The organism is Pseudoalteromonas sp. Ld19 (genome assembly GCF_045064135.1).
Lineage (GTDB): Bacteria > Pseudomonadota > Gammaproteobacteria > Enterobacterales > Alteromonadaceae > Pseudoalteromonas > Pseudoalteromonas aliena.
The window spans coordinates 129,445-147,798 of record NZ_JBISHA010000022.1 but is presented as its reverse complement, the minus strand read 5'-3'; the positions used below and the strand labels follow the sequence as shown (position 1 = coordinate 147,798).

The following is an 18,354-nucleotide window of genomic DNA, read 5'->3' as shown; positions in this document are numbered from 1 at the left end:
GTCTTCCCTTTTGTTATTAGAAACCCATTATGGTGTTTTTATATTGTTTTATTTAATTACTAAATACTACACAAATAATTCTAGCAGGTCGTTTAAAAAGCGATGACCTTTTAATGTTACCTGCCAATAGCTATCTGTTTGAGTCAATAAACCTTTGTTAATAGCTTGGTTTAATGCATCTTGCTGGCTTAGCAATGGCAGTGTCGTTAATTTATTAAAATCGGTAATTGGGCAAGGTTCAACAAGGCGAAAGCGATTCATAAAAAACTCAAATGCTAAATCATCTTGCCCTACGTGCCAGCTTTTGTACATATAGGGTTTAATTAAATCCATATAGCCGCGTGGATGTTTAACTTTTTCAGTGCGCGTAATAAGCCCTGTATTTTCATCAGTAACCTTACCATGTGCGCCGCAGCCAATACCAAGATAATCGCCAAAACGCCAATAATTCAAGTTATGTTGGCATTGATAGCTAGCTTTTGCATAGCCCGATATTTCGTATTGTATGTAACCCGCTTGCGCGAGTAGCTCGACCCCTTGCTCTTGAATGTCCCACAGTGTTTCATCTTGAGGAAGGGTCGGTGGCTTTGAAGCAAACTGCGTATTGGGTTCGATAGTTAACTGATACCACGATATATGAGGAGGATCGAGCGCAATTATTTGCTTTAAATCGCTCAGTGCATCGTCAAGAGTTTGCCCCGGTAAGCCATGCATTAAATCTAAGTTAAAGCTATTTAAACCCGCTTCTTTGGCTTGCTGCGCAGCGTAGTTTGCCTCGTCGCTGCCATGAATTCGACCAAGTGCTTTTAGCTTGTCGTTTTGCATGCTTTGCACGCCAATTGAAATTCGATTAATGCCCGCTTTTACGTAATCTTTAAAGCGGCCTGTTTCTACTGTGCCAGGGTTCGCTTCAAGGGTGATTTCGCAGTGTTCTTCAAGACCAATTAAGTTATCAACTTCATTAAGTAAGCGGGTGTAAGCTGCACCTGTTAATAGGCTAGGAGTGCCGCCACCAATAAAAATACTATGAATTTTACGCCCTTGCACTAAGTGCAAATCCGCTTTTAAATCATCAATTAAATGCTGAACATACTCAGCTTCAGGTATTTCGCCTTTTTGTCCGTGGCTATTAAAATCGCAGTACGGACATTTTTGCACGCACCAAGGCACGTGCACATATAAGCTCAGAGGTGGAAGATTCACAGGCCGCCTTTTTGCTTTAGTTCTAGCAGTAATTTTTGCAATGCTTGGCCGCGATGGCTTACTGCATTTTTTTGCTCTTTTGTAAGCTCTGCACTGGTGCAATTAAGTGTAGGCACAAAAAAAACTGGATCGTAGCCAAAACCACCGTTGCCATTTTGAGTTAATGTGATCTCGCCTTCCCAGCTAGCACTGCAAACCAGTGGTGTTGGATCGCTTGCGTGGCGCATTAGTACCAGTACGCACCAAAATCGTGCGCTACGAACTGGGTTATCACCTAAATCAATCAGTAGCTTATCAATATTATCTTGATCGCTAGCTTGCGCGCCCGCAAAGCGAGCTGAATAAACACCAGGCGCACCATTTAAGCCATCAACTTCTAAACCTGAATCGTCGGCAATGGCCGGCATACCAGTAATTTTAGCAGCATGACGCGCTTTAATAATGGCATTTTCAATAAAAGTAGTGCCCGTTTCGGCCACGTCGCCGACGTTAAAATCACTTTGTGGAACCACATTAATTTCAAGTGGACGCAGCATGTTTGCTAGTTCGTTAACTTTGCCAGGGTTGCCAGTGGCGAGTACTAAAGTTTTGCTCATAATATATTTAATCTACGTAAAATTTTTGTTGAAACTGTAATTTTTGAAATTGACTACTTTGCTGAATTTCAATTTCAAATCGTAAAATTTCTTCGTTAGTGTAATCAACTTGGGCAAGGTAATAAATTGAGTTACCTTCTTTTACTTCTTTAAAAGTAAGCGTTTGTTTGTTGCCAAGTAGGTTTCTAGCTGTACCAGTAAGCTTTGCCGTTTGTGGTGTGTTGTCGGCATCATTTTTTAAAATAGAAATATTTACAATACCTTTATAACCACTACGTTCAAGGCCATATGCTTTTGCTATTTTTGGTTGAATAAACGTAGATGGGAAGGCAATGTAATGCACTTGCCATGGACCAAGTTCTTTATACTGTGCACCTTGCATTTGTTCGCTGTGCGCATTAAACGCAAGCGCTAAAAAGGCAATAAAACAAAATTTAATTAAGCGATTCATTATGTATTCCTTAAAACATATAAAAAAGAGGCCTTTGGGCCTCTTTTGTTAAAATTTATATTAGGCTAAAAAGTCCATAAGCAGCATTTGTAAAAATTGAATACCAATAATAAGCACCAAAACAGATAGGTCTAGTCCGCCCATTGACGGTAAAATTTTACGAATTGGTTTTAGCATTGGTTCAGTAAGTTGATGAAAAACAGCTTCAATAGGGTTATAGCCTTGGCTAACCCAACTTAAAATAGCGCGAATAATAAGAACCCAAAATATTAAGTTAAGGCCTTCTTTTAGCACCGTTATAAATGCTTGAATGAGTACAGGTTGTATTGCCCATGCGCCATACATAACAAGCATTAAAGTACTTATTTTGGCTATTGCGACAATAAATGCCAGCAATAGTGAGGCTAAATCAAGCCCACCAAATCCTGGGATGATTTTGCGCAGAGGCTTTACTGCAAACGAAGTGGCTTTAACCACAAACTGGCTCATTGGATTATAAAAGTCGGCTTTTGCCCACTGCAGCCAAAAGCGCAGTAATACCACCATTAAAAACAAATCAAACAGGGTACTGATTAAAAATTGCATGGCATTCATAGTGTAACCTTCAATAAAAAGTAATTTTAAAGTTCTTTTTCCATTTGCATCGCACGGGCGATACATGCATCCATTGCATCGCCAACCGTTTTCGTCAAGCCTTGCTCTTTTAAATGCTCAACCGCTGCGTGAGTAGTACCGCCCTTAGATGTTACGTTTGAGCGTAACTGCGAAATACTAATATCAGGCTGGCTAATTGCCATTTCCGCTGCACCTAATGCTGTTTGCTGGACTAAACGACGTGCGTCTTCATTATTAAATCCTAGCGCTTTGGCTTTTTCTTCTATGGCTTCCATAAACAAGAAAAAATAAGCAGGCGATGAGCCTGTAACCGCAATAATATCGTTTATTTGTGATTCGTGTTCAACCCATACAACAATGCCCGTACATTCAAACACCTGTTGTACGAACTCGTGTTCGCTTTGCGTTTCATCTGCGCCATATAAGCCAGAGACGCCACGGCCTAATAAAGACGGCGTGTTTGGCATACAGCGTATCATTTTAACGTCTTGACCTAGCATTTCGCGTAAACGTTTTACGGTTAAACCCGCAGCAACAGAAATAAATAGTTTGTTACTAAAGTCTACACCCGATTCTTGAAACGATTGACATAGATCGCCCATCATTTGTGGTTTAACAGACAAAACAATTACATCAGCATCGCGCAGGGCTTCGTTATTGTCACTGGTGGTTTGCACCTTGAAGTCGGCTGCTACCTTTGCAAGCTTATCTTGGTTGCGGTTAGTCGCAATGATATTATTTGCGTTAAAACCGTTTTTCACCATGCCACCAATAATGGCGTAGCTCATATTACCCGTGCCTATAAATGCGATTTTTTTATCTGACATAAATCTGTTATCACCTTTTAAGTTCGTGTTCCAAAAATGTCTGTGCCGATCCTTACCATCGTTGAACCTGCACTTATTGCTGCTTCAACGTCGTTGCTCATACCCATCGACAAAGTATCTATATGAGGATATTGGGTCTTTAGTTTATCAAAGCAAGTTTGTAATTGCTCAAAATATTGAACTTGCACCTGCGTAACAGCTGTTTTTGCAGGAATTGCCATCAGTCCACGTAGGGTTAAATGTGTACATTGCTCTATAAATTGAGCTAATTCAGCAATTTCATCAGGGTGACATCCTGACTTTGCTTCTTCTGCACTGATATTTACTTGAATAAGTACATTAAGTGGCGGCATTACTTCAGGGCGCTGGCTGTCTAACCGCTTGGCTATTTTTAGTCGATCAACACTTTGCACCCAATCAAAATTGCTAGCCACTAAGACACTTTTATTTGATTGAATAGGGCCAATGAAATGCCAAATGATGTCGCTATATGCGTGTAGTTGAGCTATTTTATCTACAGCCTCTTGAACATATGACTCACCAAATTCGCGTTGACCGTGCTCGTAAGCGGCAATAATATCTTCGCTTGGTTTAGTTTTAGACACTGCTAGCAAAGTTATTTCGTTGTTATTTCGTTGTGTGTTTTTTGCAGCCACTGCGATTCTAGCGTAGGCGGATGTGAGTCGTTCTGCTATTGTAACCATATATTTATCAGTTAGTTGTGGAGTCATAAATGGATATTACCGAATTATTGGCGTTTAGTGTGCAACACAAAGCATCCGATTTACATTTATCATCAGGTGTTTCACCTATGATACGTGTAGATGGTGATGTGCGTCGCATTAATATACCAGCATTAGAAGAAAAAGACGTAAACAGTTTGGTCTACGATATTATGAACGATAATCAGCGTAAGGACTATGAACAAAATCTGGAAGTCGATTTTTCGTTTGAAGTGCCTAATCTTGCGCGCTTTCGTGTTAATGCATTTAATTCTAATCGCGGCCCAGCAGCCGTATTTCGTACTATTCCAAGTGACGTGCTCACACTTGATGATTTAGGTGCTCCTGATATTTTTAAAACAATTTCAGATAACCCGCGCGGACTGGTGTTGGTCACAGGTCCTACAGGATCAGGTAAATCAACAACACTTGCTGCGATGGTTGATTATATAAATCAAACAAAGCATCACCATATCCTGACAATAGAGGATCCAATCGAATTTGTTCACGATAATAAGCTAAGCTTAATTAACCAGCGTGAAGTTCATCGTGATACACATAGTTTCTCCAATGCACTTAGAAGTGCATTGCGTGAAGACCCCGATGTAATATTGGTTGGTGAGCTGCGTGATTTAGAAACTATTCGGCTTGCAATGACAGCCGCTGAAACGGGTCATCTTGTATTTGGTACACTCCACACAACATCGGCTCCAAAAACGATTGACCGTATTATTGATGTCTTCCCAGGTGAAGAAAAATCGATGATCCGCTCAATGCTTTCTGAGTCTTTACGTGCTGTGATCTCGCAAACATTAATTAAAAAAATTGGTGGAGGGCGTGTTGCCGCCCACGAAATTATGATTGCTGTTCCTGCGATTCGTAATTTGATCCGTGAAGATAAAATTGCGCAAATGTACTCATCTATTCAAACGGGTGCTTCAATGGGCATGCAGACAATGGATCAGTGTTTAACCAGTTTGGTTAATCACGGGGTTATTACTAACACTGCAGCACAAGCTAAAGCACAAGACAAAACACAGTTTGGCGGTTAAGGAATTATTATGGCTTTATCTTTACATCACTTTTTATTAATAATGATTGAGAAAAAAGGTTCTGATTTATTTATATCGAGCCAGTTACCCATTAGTGCAAAAATTAATGGCGAGCTTATAGCGTTATCGGATGAGAAGCTAACCGATGCGCAGTCTCTTGAATTAGTTGAGTCTGCAATGAGCGAAAAGCAAAAAGCAGAATTTCATAACACCAAAGAATGTAATTTTGCGATTGCGACGGATGAAGGACGTTTTCGTATATCCGCTTTTTGGCAGCGCGATAGAGCAGGAATGGTTATTCGCCGAATAATCACGCAGATACCGGATATACAAGAGTTAGGATTACCTTCAACACTGACTGATGTAATTATGTCTAAGCGTGGCCTCGTGCTGTTTGTAGGGGGGACTGGTACGGGTAAGTCGACCTCATTAGCTGCATTAATTGGTTACAGAAACCGCAACCAGCGCGGGCATATTTTAACAATTGAAGATCCAATTGAATTTGTTCATGAGCATCGCAAAAGTATTATTACTCAGCGCGAAGTAGGGCTTGATACCGAAAGCTTTGAAGCAGCCCTCAAAAGCTCTTTGCGCCAAGCGCCAGATGTAATTTTGATTGGTGAAATACGCTCACAAGAAACTATGGAATATGCGCTAAGTTTTGCTGAAACAGGCCACTTATGTGTTGCTACACTACATGCAAATAATGCCAACCAAGCGATTGACCGTATTATGCATTTAGTGCCTAAAGAAAAGCACGATAAGCTAAAGTATGATTTAGCACTTAACTTGCGTGCTATCGTTGCTCAGCAATTAGTGCCAACGTCAGATGGTGAAAGCCGAGTTGCTGCAATCGAGATTTTACTTAATTCGCCAATGATAGCGGAGCTAATTAAAACGGGCGATATTGGTGGTATTAAAACCGCAATGGCTAAATCGAAAGAGATGGGAATGCAAACTTTTGACCAAGCACTCTTTGAGCTTTACAGCCAGCAACGAATTAATTACGCCGATGCGCTACATCACGCAGACTCACCAAATGATTTGCGCTTAATGATTAAACTGCGTAATAACGAGCAACAAGGAGCTGGTTTTTTACAAGGTGTGACAATTGATGGTATGGATGGAAAAGACAGTAATTACTAAAAATTACACTTAACCTGAACCTTGGTTAAGAGATTTACTAACGTATTGAATCATGGTGATATTTAAATTTATTTTCTCTAGCCAGAGACTTTCAGTGAAAACAAGGCGAATTTACGCGTCAATAGCGGGCCTATTGCAAGAAAATTCAACGCAGTTAGCGCTGAAAATAGCTGCTCGAGATAGATTTATTATCCAGAGTTCAGATTACTTAACCAAAGCTCAGGTTACTTAACCATAAAAAAAGCGCCAATTTGGCGCTTTTTTATTTATACCAAACTGCATAAATCTTTGATCAATTTAACGAATTAAATTGCACTATAACGTCGTTAAAAATTTTTTATTTAGAACAACTAGATACAAAAATTTTTGTCTAGTTGTAGCGTAATTTTCTTAACGTTAAATAGACCCCATATATAAGCAGACTGGTATTATACATTTTTGTTATTCACCATAACTAGATTCAAAAAAGCTTTCTAAAATAATCACGGCAGACATATTATCAACATTACCTTTACCTAGCTTTTTATAACCACCTTGTTCAAATAAGCGGGCTTTCGCATCAGCGGTTGTTAAACGCTCATCTTGAGTTTGCACTGCAATGCCATAATGGTTGTGCAATCGATTGGCAAACTTTTTAGCTTTGAAGGTAACTTCTTGCGACGTTCCATCCATATTTAGTGGCAAGCCAACAACCATTAAATCGGGTTGCCATTCATTTACTTGTACTGCAATATCATCCCAATTAGGAATGCCATCTTGTGCTTTTACAGCTTTAAGGCTCGACGCACTGCCAGTGAGTTCTTGGCCTATGGCAATACCAATACTTTTGGTACCAAAGTCAAAACCCATTACCGTTCGCTCGCCCTGTGGCTTAAATATTCGTTTTGTCATTTGTATCTTATTTAGTTATGCATGGCCTGCTTCGGGGCTAAGCTGACTTACGTCAAAGCCCAGCATTGAAACCGCTTTTTCCCATCTTTTTTCAACGGGTGTGTCAAAAATGATCTTAGGATCTGCCTCTATGATCAGCCAGCTATTGTCAAGCAGCTCTTGCTCTAACTGGCCCTGCTCCCAACCCGAGTAGCCTAAGGTTATAATAAATTGATCAGGTGCTTGCGCAGTTGTTAAACTCGCGAGTACGTCTTTTGAGGTCGTGATCATTATTTCATTACTGAGCTTTTGGCTTGAGGTATAGCCTAATTTTGGAGAGTGTAATACAAAGCCTCTATCTGTTTTAACTGGGCCTCCGGCAAATACAGCAACTTGAGCTGCTTGTTGTGATTTATCGTTATCAATTTCTACTTTATCGAGCAATTCACCAACGGTTACATTAATTGGTTGGTTAATTACCAAGCCCATAGCCCCATCTTCATTGTGCTCACAAATATAGGTAACAGCACGTTTAAAAAAAGGGTCTTGCATCGACGGCATCGCGATTAAAAAATGATTTTCTAATGACTGCATAGATTTCACCCTTTAGTTATACCAAGCTGCATAAATCTTTGAGCAATTTACCGAATTAAATTGCACTATAACGTCGTTAAAAATTTTTATTTAGAACAACTAGATAAAAATTTTTGCCTAGTTATAGCGTCATTTTATTAACGTTAAATAGACCCCATATATAAGCAGACTGGTATTATTTGATAATGAATTTTTAGTATGGCATAAATCTTTGAATTGACATAAAAACCCATCAATTGTATGAAATACTTAAATTAATGGGGGTTTAAATAGCGTCAGTTATTTATCTAATTTACGTTCTATGGCATCAAATAGAATACCCGTTATAGAAATATCATAAGCGGCTTCAATTTCACGTACGCATGTTGGTGCTGTTACGTTAATTTCTGTTAGCTTATCGCCAATGATATCCAAGCCTACAAATATTAGGCCTTTTTCTTTGAGTGTGGGTGCTACAGCTTGCGCTATTTTTAAATCTGATTCGCTAAGTGGGCGTGCTTCCCCGCGACCACCAACGGCCAAATTGCCGCGAGTTTCCCCATTTTGTGGGATACGTGCTAGGCAATATGGAATTACTTCGCCATCAACTATTAATACGCGCTTATCGCCTTGTTTGATCTCAGGGATATAATTTTGTGCCATTGCAAACCGACTGCCGTGCTCTGTAAGTGTTTCGCAAATTACGCCAATGTTCGCGTCGCTTTCTGTTACACGAAAAATAGAAGCGCCACCCATACCATCCAGTGGTTTTAAAATAATATCTTTATGCTCGGCTAAAAATTCACGGATTTGCTTTTGGCTTCGTGTTACTAACGTATCAGGTGTATGTTCACTAAACCATGCTGTAAATAGCTTTTCGTTCGCATCGCGTAGGCTTTGTGGCTTATTAATTATAAGCGTACCTTCTTGCTCGGCGCGCTCTAGAATATACGTTGCGTAAATGTATTCGGTGTCAAAAGGAGGATCTTTACGCATTAGAATGACGTCTAAGTCGGCAAGTGCAATGGTGGCTTTTTCTTCAAGTTCGTACCACTTTTCAGCGTTATTAAATACTTGCGCTTTAGCGGCGGTTGCATATGATTTTCCTTTACGAAGTGATAAATCATCCATCTCCATGTAGTAGATTTCGTAGCCGCGCTCTTGCGCCTGCATCATCATTGCAAAACCGGTGTCTTTTTTGATGTTAAATCCACTAATAGGATCAGAAATAATACCTAACTTAATTGCCATGCGCTGTGCCTTACTATAAATGTTACTGTTTATATGAGGGTGCTTTTAGTTATTTCAATTAGCTAAATCGCCAAATTGAAGTTGTAATGCACTTAAGACCGTTAAAGCGGCTGTTTCTGTTCGTAAAACGCGTGGGCCTAAACGAATATCTACAAATTCTAGTTGTTTAGTTAGTGCCATTTCATCATCGGTAAAGCCGCCTTCGGGGCCCACTAAGAAGCGCACGCCATCTTTAGGCACCGTAATAGTTTTAATACTGTGCTCTGCACGAGGGTGGAGAGTTAGCTTTATTGCATTGGTATCTTGTGCAAGCCATTGCTTTAAATCTACCGGAGGGTGGATGATTGGCACAAAATTACGCCCTGATTGCTCTGCCGCTGCAATCGCAATTTTTTGCCATTGTTGATGCTTTTTATCAAGACGGTCGCCCATTAGTTTTACGCCACAACGTTGACTAAAAATAGGCGTAATTTCGGTAATCCCTAATTCAACTGATTTTTGAATTGTAAAATCCATTTTATCACCACGCGATACGCATTGGCCTAAATGAATTTTTAACGGTGATTCAACATCGTGTAAATTGAGTTCTTGTGGCATCACCACGACATTTTTTTTAGTAACTTCAATAATTTCACTAAGGTACTCGCCGCCTTCACCATTAAAAATGGATACATGTTCGCCAACTTTCATACGAAGAACCCGGCCAATGTGGCCAGCTGCGTCGTCATCCAATGTAACGGGAGTGTTTAAGGCAATACTCGAAGCCTGATAGATATGAGGTACTCGCATGTGGTGTCACTTATCGGTTGGCAGATAAAAATTATATCCGCTATGTTAAGTAAGCACAGGGCTAGGTGCAATTATTTATTTTATATTTAGCGACCTAATTGAACTCAATTAGGCTTAAGGGGGTTTGTGCAATATCAGTCTGACACGATAAGTGATTTGAGTGTGCGGGGTCAGCAAGCTGACTAAAAGTAAAATCACTTTCATTTTGACTAACCAAAAAGCGATTCTTATGCAATGAATTATAAATAAAACGTTGTTTTTCATCGGCAAGTAAATAGTCGGTACGATTAAATAAAACACCTTGTATATTATGGTGCTCATGTAAATAACTAGCGAGTTCAGAAACACTAATTTCGTTTTCGAAATCGCAGTAGCAATAGTCTTTAATAAGCTCGTCAAACATCATTTTAACTAATTGACGCATGTTACTACCTGCAATAACTAAAGTGCTAGGGGCATCAGCGAGGGCGCTATCAAAATAGTGCCCAGCTAGTGCTCGACTAAAATCGTTATCCACATCAATTAGTAAAAAGTTGTTTATTTTAAATGCCATAAGGCCTCATTGCATTTAAGCAAAGATGTAACTGACTTAATTAAATACAGAGCGTTTATAGCAACTTTATTAAAAATCAGTGTTAAATAGAAAACATGCTAATAAGTAAATAGCCGATTGCACAGAAAACAGCAAATTCTATGCACGCAATACCGATATTATCTTGGTGATCGACCTCAAGAGCGGTATCAATATTAGGTAGTGATATTTTTTTTATTATAAATGTAAGCGTATAAAGCAATGCCCACATTACACTGCAATGCATAACAAGTGTAAATAGATTTTCAACCATCTTGCCATTTTGAAATGCAGCGCTCGACAAGCCGGCATAAGCAGCTAACGCTAAACCAATAGATTTACCAGCGTAGCGAATACCAATAGAAGTATTTTCTAAATTAAAATTACTTTGTAATGAAGCCCCTTGATTGGCTTTTGCAAATCGGTACTCACGTATTTTGCTATCAAGGGCAAACATCCCTTGCAGCACAAAAAAGCTGACAAATGCAATCAGTAAATTACTAAAGCCTTGCGTGTGAGTCCACGTATAAAGGCCTAGAGTCATAATACAGTTGGCGATTAACATTCCTGAATCAACAAGTGCTGCACATACATTTTTCTTTAAAATAGCAGCTTCTTCATTAAAGCGACGTAAAATCCATTTGCGGTGGATCATGTGTCCTATTTTTATAAACGCAAAGAGTAAAAATATTAACACAGCCACTTTTAGTGGATTCGATTGCGCAGTACTGACACTTATTTCATCGAATAAAAAGGCGATGGTTGCTATTACAACCGATATTTCTGAGGCGAAACTAATGCCCATTGCAAAGTTATCGTATTGCGCTAACTCGTCTTTAAGCGCTTGTTTTGCTTTGATTTGAGTTATAATTCGCAAAATAAAAACAGTGATACAAATAACCACAAAACTAATAGCAATAGCAACAAAACTAGTGTTAGATAAAGACAAATATGACATGGTGATCCTGATTAAAGTTAACCTTTTTAGGTTTTAATCATTCTAGTACGGATATTGATGATATAAAAGAGAGGATTGATGAGTAATGTAAAGCAACTTCCTATTCAATTACAAAAACTTGGCTTGATGCGCTTTAAAAAGCTGTATCCGCAACAGCATAATATAGACAGTAAAATTGTAACGTTGTTAGCGCTGAGTGATTTTGCATGGCGTAGTTTAGAGTCGCAACCTGATTTAATGCCATGGCTGTTATGCAAAAATGAACTACAAAATAGGGCTATACACTCTCCTTTTGAAAATTGGGACCTTACTGAATTAGATGAATCTCAATGTCATAAACTCCTTCGCAAGTATCGAGAAAAGTACTGGCTTAAAGTCGCTTTTTTAGATTTATGCTGTAATAACCCTATCTCAGATAGTATTAAATATATTAGCCAGCTTGCAGATATGCTGATTCAAAGCGCAAATCAATGGGCGCACGCACACGTTGCCAAAGTTAACGGTGAACCTTTGGATGAGCGCAACCAAGCAATGCCTTTAATGGTATTAGGAATGGGCAAATTAGGGGGGCAAGAACTTAATTACTCATCAGATATCGATCTTATTTTTGCATATCCTCGCAGCGTTAAAACACAAGGAGGGCGTCGCAGTATTGAGGCACAGGTATTTTATACTAAAGTTGCACAAAAGCTCATCGCATCATTAAATCAAACAACGGGTGATGGACAGGTATTTAGAGTTGATATGCGGCTTCGTCCATTTGGTGAAAGCGGCCCTCTGGTGATGAGCTTTAACGCGATTGAAGATTACTACCAAGAGCAAGGGCGTGATTGGGAACGTTATGCCATGTTAAAGGGGCGCTTAATTGGCGTGCCTAATCAATATTGGGATGAGTTTAATCAGCTTTTAAAGCCGTTTGTATATCGCCGATATATTGATTTTTCGGTTATTGAATCACTTCGTAAAATGAAGCTTATGATTGCTCAAGAAGTCCGCCGTAAGCGATTAACAAATAATATAAAATTGGGTGCTGGTGGTATTCGAGAGGTGGAATTTATTGTTCAAGCCTTGCAAATGGTGCGCGGCGGGCGTGAAGCTAACTTACAAACGCAATCGTTACTCAAAGCATTAAAGGAGTTAACAGTAAGTCAGATTATTGATGATCTAGAAGCTAAAGATCTAAAAAATAACTATCTGTATTTAAGAAAGGTAGAGCAGTACTTACAAATATTTGACGATCAACAAACGCAAACATTGCCCGATGATGAGCTAAACCAGCAGCGTTTGAATCTATTGCTAGCACAGCCAGACTTTACTGCATCGGTAAGTAACATTGAACATGTGATGAGTCAGATCAATAATGAATTTACGCATGTTATAGGTGAGGAAACTGAGCCTCTAGATACTTGTGAAAGTGCGTTTGTAAGCGCATGGGAACATGGTGATATAAGCTTTTTAAATGATCCCAAAGATGATTGGCAACTACCACTGCAAGACTTTAAGTTACGTTTGTCAAAAGCTAAAGTTGGTAATCGCGGACGTGACATTCTTGATAAGTTAATGCCAGCACTGCTCAAGCAGTTAAGTAACTTTGACGCCAGTGCAACAGCATTTACGATGATTTGCCAAATCCTCAATAAAATTATCTCTCGCACTGCGTATTTAGAATTACTATACGAAAATCCAGGTACATTAAAACAATTAGTTTTACTGTGCTGTCATAGCAAGTGGATAGGGGAGCATATATCTCGTTACCCAATACTGCTTGATGAATTAATAGACCCCGCAGTTCTTTATAAGCCAACTCCGTTAACTGCTTATAAGGATGAAATAAGGCAATATTTCTTACGTATTGAGCATGACGACTTAGAATTACAAATGGAGTCGTTAAGGCAGTTTAAGCAAACTCACCAATTACGTATAGCAGCCGCTGATGCGACGGGTGTTATTGATGTCATGAAAGTAAGCGATCACTTAACTGCATTAGCTGAGGCTGTTGTAGGTCAGGCCGTAAATATTGCATGGCACAATACAGCTCAGCGTTTTGGTACGCCCCAAGGTACTGATGACGAAAATAAAGGCTTTGCAGTCATAGCGTATGGTAAAACAGGTGGTTTTGAAGTCGGTTATGATTCAGATTTAGATTTAGTATTTGTACATAATCATGATGGTTTAAGCCAAACGAATGGTAAAAAACCAATCGATTCACGGCAGTTTTATTTAAAGCTAGCACAGCGCTTAATGCACTTATTTAATACCCGTACCGCATCAGGTATTTTGTATGAACTCGATACACGTTTACGTCCTGAGGGAGCTTCTGGCTTATTAGCAATTAATCTTGAGAGCTTTAATCACTATCAGCAAACTCAAGCATGGACATGGGAGCATCAAGCGCTTGTGCGCGCCCGACTTATTTTAGGTCAAGATGAACTTATTGAGCGTTTTGCTGAAATCCGTAAGGACATTCTTTGTCAGCAGCGTGATATAAAAGTATTAAAAGATGATGTAATAAAAATGCGTGAAAAAATGCGCGTCCATTTAGCAAAAGGCAACACAGATAAATTTGATTTAAAACAAGATATTGGTGGTATGGCCGATATTGAATTTATTACTCAATACTTAGTGCTTAAATATGCTCATGAATTTGAGAGGTTAACGGTGTACTCTGATAATGTAAGGATTTTAACTGATGCCGCAAAAATCGGATGCATTACAAAAGAGCAGCAACAGCAGTTAATACACGCTTATATATCGTATCGTTCTCGTTATCATGTGCTGAGCTTGGAGCAGCAAGGTCGGTTAGTGCCACGTGTACAATTTGAAGAAGATATTACTAATGTTAAGCGAATTTGGGATATCATTTTTGAATTGAATTGAATTGAATTGAATGACAGAAATCCAAGCGCAGGCTTGGATTTTTGGGTTACTTACTCACACATTTATTTTGACACAGTTTGATCGAACAAACTCAGATGGTTTTTCAGTGATAATTGCAGCACGTTGTTTGTGACAAAAATAAGTGTAAACCTCGTATTCAAACTCATCATTTATAGCGCGACCAATTTGGTAAAATGTCGAGGTGAAATCGTTATCCACTCTAAAGTAATCTTTCACTACAAAGTCTTTATCTAAATACCAATATAAGGTGATGCCTTCGTTCTCGGCAAATTCAGAAAGCGCCTCTTTTAGTGTGGTTCCGCTTTCAAAGCGTCTAGGTTCGATTTTTCCAGCCCAATTTGTTGGCATAGGATCAACGATCCGAGTGCGCTCGGTTAATACACGATCTAGAGTTTGCTCTGGCGCAGCTAATTTTAGAACAAAGTTACCGCGTTCTTTATCATTTTTAGCTTTATTCTGGATTGAAGCATAAAAGCGTGACAGTCCTTCAGCAGCTGCATTTTTGGAGTGTTTAAAATCCAATACTAAGCCGTCACCCAGTAAAAAATAGAGCGCAAATATTATTAATAACACTGCAACTAAAAGATGTTTCAGCCAAAACCACATAATTATTACTCACTTAATGCGAATCTTTAATAGTTATATCAATTACTTCTTGTAAAAAGAAGGGGTATTTTTGTCAGGTCTCGTTTTAAAGCGGCGGTGCAGCCACATATATTGCTCTGGTGCTGCATTAACAGATTGTTCTATGCGTTGGTTAACACGTGTTACATCCGCTTTATTATTGCCACTGGGAAAATTTTCGAGCTCGGGTAATACTTCTAAATGATACTTGCCATTTTCATCACGGCGAGTAATTAAGCTCATGGTTTCACAGTACTTACTGCCAGCAAACATAAGTGTGCCAGTAGTTGTTGCTGTATCTGGTACTGCATAAAATGGAACAAATTCGCAGCGTTTACGGCCGTAGTCTTGATCCGGCAAGTAGTAACACACCTTTTTGTTTTTGAGTGCTTTTAATAAGCCTTTCACATCTTTACGGCCAATTAAATACTCGTTTGAACGTAAGCGTCCATTGGTTGTAAAGTATTCTATAAGCGGATTATTATGAGGACGGTAAAAACCAATACCTTGGCATTTTAAACCCATAATACGGCTAGCCATTTCTAAATGTAAAATATGGGGAACAAGCAGCAAAACCCCTTTACCAGATTGTTGCATACGCTCAAAGTGTTCAAGCCCTTTTAATGAGCCAAGTGCTTTTTGTACACGCCATTGCGGCCACCACCAAGCCATACCTGTTTCGACCATAGCGATACCGGTGTTTTCCATATTTTTCAAAACTAAAGCTTTTTGAGCTGCTGCGCTCATATCTGGAAAGCATAATTTAATGTTAACTTCTGCAATATGGCGGCGGCGCTTCATAAATTTATAAACTAAACGCCCAAGCAATTCCCCCATCGCTAATTGTAATTTTTGTGGTAACCAAGATATTAAATATAAAAATAGAATGCCGATCCACGTCAGCCAATATCGAGGGCCTAAAAAAGATGCTTTGAAAGGAGATGAGGTGACCACAAAAATTCTCTAATAATAAAAAACACTAGTTTAACGCTAAGCGTTATAAAATACAAAAGCCAGCATGTAGCTGGCTTTGGCTGTATAACACTTTATTCCAACTATAACCTAAGCGGCTTTTAAACCTTGGTTTATAGCCACTAAATCTTCACTTTGTAGCGTACCTGCAGCCTGCTTTAAGCGTAGAGTCGACAGCACATATCTGTAACGTACATCAGCAAGGTTACGCTTAGCGTTGTATAAGTTTTGTGTACTAACCAATACATCAACAATAGTTCGTGTGCCCACTTCAAAACCCGCTTCAGTTGCTTTAAGCGCACTTTGGGCTGAAACAACCGCTTGCTCTAGTGCTTTGTAGGTAGCAATGTCCGAAACAACTTGGTTGTAAGATGTAATAACTGTGCGTGTTATAGCACGGTAATTGGTTTCATAATCTTGACTTGCAGCTACGTAAAATGCACGGGCTTGATTTGTTGCAGCAACCGTTGCGCCACCTGAATAGAGTGGAACACTAAAGTTAATCCCGACAGATGATAAATCTTCACGTGGGCGATTATTAAAATCTATATTATTTGTCGTTGAATCAGTTAGGGTATCGCCATAGCTAGCGTTTAGAGTTAGTTTTGGGTAATGCCCCGCTTTTGCTTGCTCAATTTGATCTTTTGCAATATCGACGGTTACTTTAGAGACTTGTAAGCTAATATTTTTGTTTTCAGCAACTTTAACAAAATCTGAAGAAAGTTTGGCAGGCTTAGTTGTAGAGAAGCTGTCGGTATTTAAAAAGTCTAATTTTGCATGATACTTACCAGTGATTTCGCGAAGTTGCTCACGGGCTGTTTCTACAGCATTGCCGGCGATAATCTCTTGAGCTACTGAATTATCAAACTGAGCTTGCGCTTCGTGTACATCAGTTATTGCTGTTAAGCCCACTGCATAACGCTGTTTTGTTTGTTCAAGTTGGCGTTCAATAGCACGTTTTTCAGCTTCTACAAACTCAAGGTTGTCAACCGCACTTAATACGTTAAAATAACCTTCAGCAACGCGTATAATTAAGTTTTGCTTAGCTGCATCGTATTGCGCACTTGCTTGCAGAGCTTGTTTGTCTGCAATGTCTAACGAGTTCCAAGCGCCTAAATCAAATAAAGTTTGGCTTAAACTTAAGCCTCGAGAAAACTCATCGTTATCAGTATTAAACTGATTAATAGCCGATAAATCTTCAGATTGTCTATAAGAGGTTGAATCAGTTTTTTTGTAACCCATACTTAAACCAATTTGAGGTAATAATGCACTCATGGCAAGATCACTTTGGTAAGATTGTGCATCAGCTTGGGCTTTTGCTTTTAACACGGTGGGATCGTTAGCTGTCGCTATTTCAAAAACTTGTAGTAAATCTTCAGCGTTAGCGGCTGTAGCGCCTAATGCGCATGATAAACTAACCAGCGCCGCAAGGATGTTCTTTTTCATATTAGGTTCAGTCCTTAGACAATTTTTATACTAAAAGCATGTTAACCTGTTTTACTTCATAAAAAAAAATTTTTTTGTAAAACCGTATGTTCAAATGTAACAGGATATATTATCGCATTTTAGTTGTTGAGCAATATAGGAAACCAATAGATGGTAAATAAAAGCTTGGTTCAATTTACACATAAAGATGTGAACATAAAACCGATAAAAAATCTCTACAAAGGTTTCTTTCAGGTTAATTTATACGAGTTTGAACATGCATTATTTGCAGGTGGCACCTCACAGTTAATTAGTCGTGAAATTTTAGAACGAGGCGATGCAATTGCTGTACTTCCTTATGATCCCGTATCAGATAGCATTCTCTTAATTGAACAAATACGAATTGGCGCCATTAAAAGCAAGCATTCGCCGTGGCTGCTAGAATGTATAGCCGGAATGACGGATGGCAGTACAGATTATGAATCAGTTGTTAAAAAAGAAGCGTATGAAGAGGCTGGACTTGAGTTAACAGAGCTTGAATTTATGCTTTCATATTTATCAAGCCCTGGGGGCACAACAGAGCGCCTCTATTTATATTTAGCTCGTGCTGATTTAAGCCAAGTGAAATCGGGGGTTTATGGCCTTGAAAGCGAAGGCGAAGATATAAAAACACACGTTTTATCGGTTGATGATGCGTTAATGCGGCTCAATAACGGTGAAATGGATAATGCCGCAACGGTTATCTGCATGCAGTGGCTTGCACTTAATCGCGAAAAAATGAAAGGAAAGTGGGCATAACTTTTAAATTAAC

At 39.1% G+C, this 18,354-nt stretch carries 19 protein-coding genes; 4 read left to right on the top strand and 15 right to left on the bottom strand.

The window, feature by feature from the left end:
• Positions 1–66: 66 nt before the first annotated feature.
• Genes hemW through ACJJVZ_RS17540 form a run of 6 tightly spaced genes read right to left on the bottom strand, consistent with a single transcriptional unit; the run spans position 67 to position 4,423 of the window.
• A complete protein-coding gene (gene hemW / locus ACJJVZ_RS17565) occupies positions 67–1,203 on the bottom strand; it encodes a radical SAM family heme chaperone HemW (RefSeq protein WP_405602311.1) in 1,137 nt (378 codons plus the stop codon).
• Complete coding sequence (gene rdgB / locus ACJJVZ_RS17560) at positions 1,200–1,799, bottom strand: RdgB/HAM1 family non-canonical purine NTP pyrophosphatase (protein WP_405602308.1); 600 nt, start codon at positions 1,797–1,799, stop codon at positions 1,200–1,202. Before rdgB ends, hemW begins: the two co-directional genes overlap by 4 nt.
• A gap of 7 nt (positions 1,800–1,806) precedes the next feature.
• On the bottom strand, positions 1,807–2,250 hold the full coding sequence (locus ACJJVZ_RS17555) for a DUF4426 domain-containing protein (RefSeq protein WP_405602306.1): 444 nt from the start codon (positions 2,248–2,250) through the stop codon (positions 1,807–1,809).
• A gap of 60 nt (positions 2,251–2,310) precedes the next feature.
• Positions 2,311–2,844 carry a YggT family protein gene (locus ACJJVZ_RS17550; RefSeq protein WP_077538936.1) on the bottom strand — a complete coding sequence of 178 codons (534 nt, stop codon included), beginning with the start codon at positions 2,842–2,844 and terminating at the stop codon, positions 2,311–2,313.
• Between the two features lie 26 nt (positions 2,845–2,870).
• The gene (proC, locus tag ACJJVZ_RS17545; protein WP_405602302.1) at positions 2,871–3,692 is read right to left on the bottom strand and encodes a pyrroline-5-carboxylate reductase; all 822 of its coding nucleotides are present in this window, start codon (positions 3,690–3,692) and stop codon (positions 2,871–2,873) included.
• Between the two features lie 17 nt (positions 3,693–3,709).
• Positions 3,710–4,423, bottom strand: a complete 714-nt coding sequence (locus ACJJVZ_RS17540; protein ID WP_405602300.1) for a YggS family pyridoxal phosphate-dependent enzyme — start codon at positions 4,421–4,423, stop codon at positions 3,710–3,712.
• A 2-nt stretch (positions 4,424–4,425) separates the two neighbouring features.
• Here ACJJVZ_RS17540 and ACJJVZ_RS17535 point away from each other — a divergent pair, with 2 nt between their 5' ends.
• Together ACJJVZ_RS17535 and ACJJVZ_RS17530 are read left to right on the top strand one after the other, a co-directional pair.
• On the top strand, positions 4,426–5,466 hold the full coding sequence (locus ACJJVZ_RS17535; protein WP_138586153.1) for a type IV pilus twitching motility protein PilT: 1,041 nt from the start codon (positions 4,426–4,428) through the stop codon (positions 5,464–5,466).
• 9 nt (positions 5,467–5,475) lie between these two features.
• On the top strand, positions 5,476–6,612 hold the full coding sequence (locus ACJJVZ_RS17530; protein WP_405602297.1) for a PilT/PilU family type 4a pilus ATPase: 1,137 nt from the start codon (positions 5,476–5,478) through the stop codon (positions 6,610–6,612).
• Positions 6,613–7,053: 441 nt separating this feature from the next.
• On the opposite strand, the gene ruvX is transcribed toward ACJJVZ_RS17530, so the two are convergent.
• The 6 genes from ruvX to ACJJVZ_RS17500 form a co-directional block, all read right to left on the bottom strand.
• A complete protein-coding gene (ruvX, locus tag ACJJVZ_RS17525) occupies positions 7,054–7,503 on the bottom strand; it encodes a Holliday junction resolvase RuvX (protein ID WP_077536954.1) in 450 nt (149 codons plus the stop codon).
• Positions 7,504–7,518: 15 nt separating this feature from the next.
• Complete coding sequence (locus ACJJVZ_RS17520) at positions 7,519–8,076, bottom strand: YqgE/AlgH family protein (RefSeq protein ID WP_077536955.1); 558 nt, start codon at positions 8,074–8,076, stop codon at positions 7,519–7,521.
• Positions 8,077–8,355: 279 nt separating this feature from the next.
• On the bottom strand, positions 8,356–9,306 hold the full coding sequence (gene gshB / locus ACJJVZ_RS17515; RefSeq protein ID WP_138586392.1) for a glutathione synthase: 951 nt from the start codon (positions 9,304–9,306) through the stop codon (positions 8,356–8,358).
• 54 nt (positions 9,307–9,360) lie between these two features.
• The gene (rsmE, locus tag ACJJVZ_RS17510; RefSeq protein WP_138586391.1) at positions 9,361–10,095 is read right to left on the bottom strand and encodes a 16S rRNA (uracil(1498)-N(3))-methyltransferase; all 735 of its coding nucleotides are present in this window, start codon (positions 10,093–10,095) and stop codon (positions 9,361–9,363) included.
• Positions 10,096–10,189: 94 nt separating this feature from the next.
• On the bottom strand, positions 10,190–10,648 hold the full coding sequence (locus ACJJVZ_RS17505) for a hypothetical protein (RefSeq protein ID WP_405602292.1): 459 nt from the start codon (positions 10,646–10,648) through the stop codon (positions 10,190–10,192).
• A gap of 82 nt (positions 10,649–10,730) precedes the next feature.
• Positions 10,731–11,624, bottom strand: coding sequence for a hypothetical protein (locus tag ACJJVZ_RS17500; RefSeq protein ID WP_138586389.1), 894 nt, complete (start codon positions 11,622–11,624; stop codon positions 10,731–10,733).
• A 78-nt stretch (positions 11,625–11,702) separates the two neighbouring features.
• Between ACJJVZ_RS17500 and glnE the strand changes: the two genes are divergently transcribed.
• Positions 11,703–14,501 (top strand): bifunctional [glutamate--ammonia ligase]-adenylyl-L-tyrosine phosphorylase/[glutamate--ammonia-ligase] adenylyltransferase, encoded by a 2,799-nt coding sequence (glnE, locus tag ACJJVZ_RS17495; RefSeq protein ID WP_405602289.1) that lies wholly within the window; start codon positions 11,703–11,705, stop codon positions 14,499–14,501.
• A 54-nt stretch (positions 14,502–14,555) separates the two neighbouring features.
• Here glnE and ACJJVZ_RS17490 read toward each other — a convergent pair whose 3' ends face one another.
• The 3 genes from ACJJVZ_RS17490 to tolC all read right to left on the bottom strand — a co-directional run bounded on the left by ACJJVZ_RS17490 (position 14,556) and on the right by tolC (position 17,564).
• Positions 14,556–15,128, bottom strand: a complete 573-nt coding sequence (locus ACJJVZ_RS17490; RefSeq protein WP_405602286.1) for a toxin co-regulated pilus biosynthesis Q family protein — start codon at positions 15,126–15,128, stop codon at positions 14,556–14,558.
• A 42-nt stretch (positions 15,129–15,170) separates the two neighbouring features.
• On the bottom strand, positions 15,171–16,100 hold the full coding sequence (lpxL, locus tag ACJJVZ_RS17485; RefSeq protein WP_405602284.1) for an LpxL/LpxP family Kdo(2)-lipid IV(A) lauroyl/palmitoleoyl acyltransferase: 930 nt from the start codon (positions 16,098–16,100) through the stop codon (positions 15,171–15,173).
• 108 nt (positions 16,101–16,208) lie between these two features.
• Positions 16,209–17,564 (bottom strand): outer membrane channel protein TolC, encoded by a 1,356-nt coding sequence (tolC, locus tag ACJJVZ_RS17480; RefSeq protein WP_405602282.1) that lies wholly within the window; start codon positions 17,562–17,564, stop codon positions 16,209–16,211.
• 150 nt (positions 17,565–17,714) lie between these two features.
• Here tolC and ACJJVZ_RS17475 point away from each other — a divergent pair, with 150 nt between their 5' ends.
• Complete coding sequence (locus tag ACJJVZ_RS17475) at positions 17,715–18,341, top strand: NUDIX domain-containing protein (protein ID WP_182702188.1); 627 nt, start codon at positions 17,715–17,717, stop codon at positions 18,339–18,341.
• The last annotated feature ends 13 nt before the right edge of the window (positions 18,342–18,354 follow it).

Excerpts from the sequence above, each read along its gene's own strand:
- ACJJVZ_RS17530 (WP_405602297.1), top strand. The coding sequence starts at position 5,476 with ATGGCTTTATCTTTACATCACTTTTTATTAATAATGATTGAGAAAAAA.
- ACJJVZ_RS17500 (WP_138586389.1), bottom strand. The coding sequence starts at position 11,624 with ATGTCATATTTGTCTTTATCTAACACTAGTTTTGTTGCTATTGCTATT.
- glnE (WP_405602289.1), top strand. The coding sequence starts at position 11,703 with ATGAGTAATGTAAAGCAACTTCCTATTCAATTACAAAAACTTGGCTTG.
- ACJJVZ_RS17540 (WP_405602300.1), bottom strand. The coding sequence starts at position 4,423 with ATGACTCCACAACTAACTGATAAATATATGGTTACAATAGCAGAACGA.
- ACJJVZ_RS17535 (WP_138586153.1), top strand. The coding sequence starts at position 4,426 with ATGGATATTACCGAATTATTGGCGTTTAGTGTGCAACACAAAGCATCC.
- ACJJVZ_RS17550 (WP_077538936.1), bottom strand. The coding sequence starts at position 2,844 with ATGAATGCCATGCAATTTTTAATCAGTACCCTGTTTGATTTGTTTTTA.
- rdgB (WP_405602308.1), bottom strand. The coding sequence starts at position 1,799 with ATGAGCAAAACTTTAGTACTCGCCACTGGCAACCCTGGCAAAGTTAAC.
- ruvX (WP_077536954.1), bottom strand. The coding sequence starts at position 7,503 with ATGACAAAACGAATATTTAAGCCACAGGGCGAGCGAACGGTAATGGGT.
- tolC (WP_405602282.1), bottom strand. The coding sequence starts at position 17,564 with ATGAAAAAGAACATCCTTGCGGCGCTGGTTAGTTTATCATGCGCATTA.
- ACJJVZ_RS17555 (WP_405602306.1), bottom strand. The coding sequence starts at position 2,250 with ATGAATCGCTTAATTAAATTTTGTTTTATTGCCTTTTTAGCGCTTGCG.
- ACJJVZ_RS17475 (WP_182702188.1), top strand. The coding sequence starts at position 17,715 with ATGGTAAATAAAAGCTTGGTTCAATTTACACATAAAGATGTGAACATA.
- ACJJVZ_RS17490 (WP_405602286.1), bottom strand. The coding sequence starts at position 15,128 with ATGTGGTTTTGGCTGAAACATCTTTTAGTTGCAGTGTTATTAATAATA.
- ACJJVZ_RS17505 (WP_405602292.1), bottom strand. The coding sequence starts at position 10,648 with ATGGCATTTAAAATAAACAACTTTTTACTAATTGATGTGGATAACGAT.
- rsmE (WP_138586391.1), bottom strand. The coding sequence starts at position 10,095 with ATGCGAGTACCTCATATCTATCAGGCTTCGAGTATTGCCTTAAACACT.
- ACJJVZ_RS17520 (WP_077536955.1), bottom strand. The coding sequence starts at position 8,076 with ATGCAGTCATTAGAAAATCATTTTTTAATCGCGATGCCGTCGATGCAA.
- gshB (WP_138586392.1), bottom strand. The coding sequence starts at position 9,306 with ATGGCAATTAAGTTAGGTATTATTTCTGATCCTATTAGTGGATTTAAC.
- proC (WP_405602302.1), bottom strand. The coding sequence starts at position 3,692 with ATGTCAGATAAAAAAATCGCATTTATAGGCACGGGTAATATGAGCTAC.